Below are 4,076 nucleotides of genomic sequence, written 5' to 3'. Positions count from 1 at the left end.
AAGACCGCACGAATATAACGGTGGGTTACCCCCAAACGAATCGGAAAATCGATACTGGAAAAACTCTAACTCGGTGGCCAGTTTTTGTTGACCACTTCAGCATGTCGATAAATAGTGCATCGGGATCGTCAAGCATGGCGTTCACTTCCGCCGCTTGCAGATACTCACCAACATTGCTGGCATCAAAGTGAGGATCGTCAATACCGTCGGCAACAATGCGATCACGTACCTTCATGCGCAGTACCCAGAAGGATTTCCCGTCATCATCCAACGCGATATTCAGGCGTAAACCCTCTAAAGCCGGGTCGAAGGCATAGAGCTGCGCGCGAAATGTTTCAACATTGCTCGCAGGTACGCTGATTTGCGCGTTAATGCCCTCATGCGCCAGATACACTCGCCCAAAAACATTCAGCGCGGTAAACAGCTGATATAAAGCGTCACGGGTCGCCTTAGGATCGGCGATGTGGAAATACTTGTAAAACGAAATGGTGGTTCGCGGTTCGCTCTCAGCCAACATTTTGGCTTTTAGCGCGTCGTTGGAAATGCGGTTGTATAACACTGGCATGGTGTACGGTTCCTGCGAGATGGGAAAGTAAAAATCCGCGGCATGATATAGCAATTATCGATAATTAACATCCACACATTTTACGCTACATTTGCGCATTAAAAATTATTTGTTATTTACAAGCGCGGCAATTTCGCCCAGTCTTCAGCCACAAATTTTGGTTGCGGGCGAAAAAATGCGACAATACATACAATTGCCCGAATAGGTTGAAAAACAGGATTGATATGACGAATCTACCCAAGTTCTCCACCGCACTGCTTCATCCGCGTTATTGGTTAACCTGGTTGGGTATTGGCGTACTTTGGTTAGTCGTGCAATTGCCCTACCCGGTTATCTACCGCCTCGGTTGTGGATTAGGAAAACTGGCGTTACGTTTTATGAAACGACGCGCAAAAATTGTGCATCGCAACCTGGAACTGTGCTTCCCGGAAATGAGCGAACAAGAACGCCGTAAAATGGTGGTGAAGAATTTCGAATCCGTTGGCATGGGCCTGATGGAAACCGGCATGGCGTGGTTCTGGCCGGACCGCCGAATCGCCCGCTGGACGGAAGTGATCGGCATGGAACACATTCGTGACGTGCAGGCGCAAAAACGCGGCATCCTGTTAGTTGGCATCCATTTTCTGACACTGGAGCTGGGTGCGCGGCAGTTTGGTATGCAGGAACCGGGGATTGGCGTTTACCGCCCGAACGATAATCCACTGATTGACTGGCTACAAACCTGGGGCCGTTTGCGCTCAAATAAATCGATGCTCGACCGCAAAGATTTAAAAGGCATGATTAAAGCCCTGAAAAAAGGCGAAGTGGTCTGGTACGCACCGGATCATGATTACGGCCCGCGCTCAAGCGTTTTCGTCCCGTTATTTGCCGTTGAGCAGGCTGCGACCACGACCGGAACCTGGATGCTGGCACGGATGTCCGGCGCATGTCTGGTGCCCTTCGTTCCACGCCGTAAGCCAGATGGCAAAGGGTATCAATTGATTATGCTGCCGCCAGAGTGTTCTCCGCCACTGGATGATGCCGAAACTACCGCCGCGTGGATGAACAAAGTGGTCGAAAAATGCATCATGATGGCACCAGAGCAGTATATGTGGTTACACCGTCGCTTTAAAACACGCCCGGAAGGCGTTCCTTCACGCTATTAAATCTCCCCTGCCGGATGCTTCAGAATGGCATCCGGCATTACCACAGCAAATCCCCCTGATTTAGCGATAAAAGCTCTCTGGATTGCGCCCCCCGGGAGTCGGGCGCATAATTAGTGTGCTTATCTTTTCTTCTTATGTTCACCGCGCCTGGCGCACCAACAGCGGATTGCTATGTCACCCTGTGAAAATGACACCCCTATAAACTGGAAACGAAACCTGATCGTCGCCTGGCTAGGCTGTTTTCTTACCGGTGCCGCCTTCAGTCTGGTAATGCCCTTCTTACCCCTCTACGTTGAGCAGCTTGGCGTTACCGATCACTCCGCCCTGAATATGGTCCGGTATTGTCTTCAGCATTACATTTTTATTTTCGGCCATCGCCTCACCGTTTTGGGGTGGACTCGCCGACCGTAAAGGCCGAAAACTCATGCTATTACGCTCTGCCCTCGGCATGGGCATCGTGATGGTGTTGATGGGGCTGGCACAAAATATCTGGCAGTTTTTGATCCTGCGGGCGCTTCTTGGGTTACTTGGCGGATTTGTCCCCAACGCTAATGCTCTTATCGCCACACAAGTACCGCGTAATAAAAGCGGCTGGGCGCTGGGTACGCTCTCCACAGGCGGCGTTGGTGGTGCGTTGCTCGGCCCAATGGCTGGCGGCCTGCTCGCCGATAGCTACGGCTTACGTCCGGTATTCTTTATTACCGCCAGTGTGCTCATACTCTGCTTTTTCGTCACCCTGTTTTGCATCAGAGAAAAATTCCAGCCGGTCAGCAAAAAAGAGATGCTGCACATGCGGGAAGTGGTGACATCACTTAAAAACCCGAAACTGGTACTCAGCCTGTTTGTCACTACGTTAATCATCCAGGTGGCGACGGGCTCAATTGCCCCCATTCTGACGCTGTATGTCCGCGAACTGGCGGGTAACGTCAGTAACGTCGCCTTTATCAGTGGCATGATCGCCTCGGTGCCAGGCGTGGCGGCTCTGCTAAGTGCACCACGACTCGGCAAACTTGGCGATCGAATCGGACCCGAAAAGATCCTGATTACAGCGCTGATCTTTTCTGTACTGCTGTTGATCCCAATGTCTTACGTTCAGACACCATTGCAACTTGGGATTTTACGTTTTTTGCTCGGTGCCGCCGATGGTGCACTACTCCCCGCCGTACAGACATTGTTGGTTTACAACTCGAGCAACCAGATCGCCGGGCGTATCTTCGGCTATAACCAATCGTTTCGTGATATTGGCAACGTTACCGGACCATTGATGGGAGCAGCGATTTCAGCGAACTACGGTTTCAGAGCGGTATTTCTCGTCACCGCTGGCGTAGTGTTATTCAACGCAGTCTATTCATGGAACAGTCTACGTCGTCGTCGAATACCCCAGGTATCGAACTGATTTTTCGCCTTTCATACTTGCAAAAGCGGAGAATCAGCTATCCTTTTCCCTGAAACCTCATCAACTCAAAGGGAGAATCGTGATGACCATGTACGCAACGCTTGAAGAAGCCATTGACGCTGCACGCGAAGAATTTCTTGCAGACAACCCCGGCATCGACGCCGAAGATGCGAATGTGCAACAGTTCAATGCCCAAAAATACGTTTTGCAGGACGGCGACATCATGTGGCAAGTTGAGTTTTTTGCCGACGAAGGGGAAGAAGGTGAATGTTTACCTATGCTTAGCGGTGAAGCCGCGCAAAGTGTTTTTGATGGCGACTATGATGAGATAGAGATACGCCAGGAGTGGCAGGAAGAGAATACATTACATGAATGGGACGAGGGGGAATTTCAGCTTGAGCCACCGCTGGATACCGAGGAAGGACGCGCAGCAGCTGATGAGTGGGATGAACGTTAATCACTCATACGGGCCATGATGAATGTCGATCGGCAGCAGTAAAGTATCAAAAACCAGGGAGAATGGCAGATCAAGGATTGTGACATAACGCCAGGCGGAGTCACGCACATCCCATTGCACACCGGGATAATATTGGTTGCCATGCCCCTGCCCCGGTATAGTGCGACTAATAATGCTGCCACAGCCACTCAGCAAGGTCACCATGATGCTCACCACAATTAAACGCATTTGATACCTCTTCCGTAAAAAAATACCGGCATAACGCCGTAATGCCAGTCAGTTAAGCAACTGACTGGCTCTTTTTCGGGGCTGTGGGGTATTTCCAGGGCCTCTCCTTTACCACTCTCGGGAAGGCCCTTTCCCTTCTCGTCGGTAATTTCACAAGTTGTCCCATACTTGCAAGATCGCGCATCAGCTCCGGTATACGTCCCGGTGAAGCGCCCTGCAATGTCATCAGCATTCTCATCACCATTCCGCATGATTCTGAGAAACTCAGTTGATTCGGCCAGTAAC

At 50.9% G+C, this 4,076-nt stretch carries 3 protein-coding genes and 3 pseudogenes; 3 read left to right on the top strand and 3 right to left on the bottom strand.

What is annotated here, in order from left to right; genetic code table 11:
* Positions 1 to 73: 73 nt before the first annotated feature.
* Positions 74 to 565, bottom strand: a pseudogene (locus tag BGK49_RS10240) (rhodanese-related sulfurtransferase); the annotation flags it as partial.
* A gap of 224 nt (positions 566 to 789) precedes the next feature.
* Here BGK49_RS10240 and lpxL point away from each other — a divergent pair.
* The 3 genes and pseudogenes from lpxL to BGK49_RS10220 all read left to right on the top strand — a co-directional run bounded on the left by lpxL (position 790) and on the right by BGK49_RS10220 (position 3,563).
* Positions 790 to 1,710 (top strand): kdo(2)-lipid IV(A) lauroyltransferase, encoded by a 921-nt coding sequence (lpxL, locus tag BGK49_RS10235; RefSeq protein WP_000183364.1) that lies wholly within the window; start codon positions 790 to 792, stop codon positions 1,708 to 1,710.
* A gap of 171 nt (positions 1,711 to 1,881) precedes the next feature.
* Positions 1,882 to 3,106: pseudogene (gene mdtG, locus BGK49_RS10230) on the top strand (multidrug efflux MFS transporter MdtG).
* Between the two features lie 82 nt (positions 3,107 to 3,188).
* Positions 3,189 to 3,563, top strand: a complete 375-nt coding sequence (locus tag BGK49_RS10220) for a MysB family protein (protein ID WP_000180056.1) — start codon at positions 3,189 to 3,191, stop codon at positions 3,561 to 3,563.
* On the opposite strand, the gene BGK49_RS10215 is transcribed toward BGK49_RS10220, so the two are convergent.
* Both BGK49_RS10215 and BGK49_RS10210 read right to left on the bottom strand, forming a co-directional pair.
* Entirely contained in the window at positions 3,564 to 3,791 is a 228-nt protein-coding gene (locus BGK49_RS10215; RefSeq protein ID WP_001237205.1) for a YceK/YidQ family lipoprotein, read from the bottom strand.
* A 52-nt stretch (positions 3,792 to 3,843) separates the two neighbouring features.
* Positions 3,844 to 4,076, bottom strand: a pseudogene (locus tag BGK49_RS10210) (IS4 family transposase); the annotation flags it as partial.

The sequence above is a fragment of the Shigella sp. FC1544 genome, assembly GCF_001722145.1.
GTDB lineage: Bacteria > Pseudomonadota > Gammaproteobacteria > Enterobacterales > Enterobacteriaceae > Escherichia > Escherichia coli.
The sequence above is the reverse complement of the archived record's forward strand: the minus strand, read 5'-3'. Positions and strand labels throughout refer to the sequence as shown.

Bases quoted from the DNA above. Each gene is read 5' to 3' on its own strand.
- lpxL (WP_000183364.1), top strand. From the start codon at position 790: ATGACGAATCTACCCAAGTTCTCCACCGCACTGCTTCATCCGCGTTAT.
- BGK49_RS10220 (WP_000180056.1), top strand. From the start codon at position 3,189: ATGACCATGTACGCAACGCTTGAAGAAGCCATTGACGCTGCACGCGAA.
- BGK49_RS10215 (WP_001237205.1), bottom strand. From the start codon at position 3,791: ATGCGTTTAATTGTGGTGAGCATCATGGTGACCTTGCTGAGTGGCTGT.